General features: G+C 38.8%; 2 protein-coding genes. Both read left to right on the top strand.

Features of this window, described 5'->3' with window-relative positions; all coding sequences use genetic code 11:
* Nucleotides 1–194 precede the first annotated feature (194 nt).
* A complete protein-coding gene (locus tag MO867_RS21990) occupies nucleotides 195–638 on the top strand; it encodes a hypothetical protein (protein WP_252473149.1) in 444 nt (147 codons plus the stop codon).
* 301 nt (nucleotides 639–939) lie between these two features.
* Nucleotides 940–1,074, top strand: a complete 135-nt coding sequence (locus MO867_RS23660) for a hypothetical protein (RefSeq protein ID WP_256474278.1) — start codon at nucleotides 940–942, stop codon at nucleotides 1,072–1,074.
* Nucleotides 1,075–1,464: the final 390 nt, after the last annotated feature.

Here is a 1,464-nt window from a genome sequence, read left to right as displayed (position 1 = left end):
TATCTGGCCGTGGTTCCTACCTATTTCGCCCCCTAAAACTGTCCGAAGTATTGAACCATTGAGAGTGGAAGTATTGTGTCAAGGGTTTGCATACTTACATCAGCGCCCCCCCCTTTTTGCGCGCCCGAGTAGAAAGAGGGGAACGGCTTCTCTGGATCTGTGATGTCAATTTCAAGGATATACCTCTTCAAATAGTGGCAGCTCATACTAAACTGAACTTTGAGAGCGAGTATTTAGTTCACGGAATGAAATATCTGGATAGTGAGAAGCATGCCTATAGTCTCACTTTTTATACAGACAGAAATGGGATTGTTGAGTGGATTGTCGTTGACAGTATTCATGCCATATTGGATGCTAGGTCTGTAATGACACTATTCTTGAGCCTGGATAGGTTTGTCCGCTCTAAGGGAGAAAGGATCGATTTTCATTCACTTCCTCTGCTGAATAGTATAGTGAGTCGCCTGGATGCAGCGGGATTTTTTGGGGAGGGGAAGTTTGAATACAAGAATATGGGATCTTTTTATTGGTTGACAGAGAAAGATGTTGCTCCATCTGAGCGTAGAGCCTGTGCTACATCATACTTGATGCCCTTAAGAAATATTCAGCTGTTAGTGCAGCTTGCCAAAAACATCAGATAAAGCGGACTGCGATATATTGTGCTATAGCGATACTTGCAGTCAGAGCTATATCTGTTAATAAAAATGTGTCAGAAATTATTTTGGTGTTGGATGCAGGGGGTTTATATGAACCCCAATTCCACTAGATGATATGGGTTAATTTTCCGAAACTACCAGTTTAAATGTTCCACTAAATGTTGACTCAATGGGTGCGATAGAGCTGGCCAAGCTCTTTCAAGATCAAATTTAGTCAGTTCTAATTAGGCAGATTCCATTAACGAAAAATTTAAGCGCTGACTATAAGGTAGAAAACATAGTCTATATGGCAGTTGAAATGACAGAGCAAAAAGGGTTTTTCCCGGCTGGAATTTGTATTTCTAATGTGGGTGATATAAGCCAGTTGGCCGATGAAATGAGATATTTTGAAATTGAGAAAGGGATGGTTACCCATAACTGATGGGATAAACCCCTTTATGATAATTACTTATACCACCTGCCGGAATACTGTTTATGCATTTGGTTATTGTGAACCTTTAATTGGTCGAAAAAACGTTTCTTTATATATTCAAGAGTATATGGAAATAGTGGATCATCTTATATTTGAGAGATGATTTTTGCTTTTTCAGTTTGGAATAAACTGGAGATATACGTTTGTTTCGCTGAGATTGTTATCTTGAGTAAGAGGGCGTACTCTTATATGGGTGCCTAAGCTGGTTACAGATTGATCATCGTTGATGAATGTTTTGGGCTTTCAATTGTAAACAAAAGTCCCTCTTAAGATAAAAATCATTAGTAACTATTCAGCACTAACCTCAAAAAATTTGAATTTTTCCAATAAAAACCTAGG

It is taken from the genome of Microbulbifer okhotskensis, from assembly GCF_023895975.1.
Taxonomy (GTDB): Bacteria; Pseudomonadota; Gammaproteobacteria; order Pseudomonadales; family Cellvibrionaceae; genus Microbulbifer; species Microbulbifer okhotskensis.
This window is presented reverse-complemented; position numbering and strand designations above follow the sequence as displayed.

What these genes read in the sequence shown, in the direction of transcription:
- MO867_RS23660 (WP_256474278.1), top strand. Translation starts at nt 940, where the DNA reads ATGGCAGTTGAAATGACAGAGCAAAAAGGGTTTTTCCCGGCTGGAATT.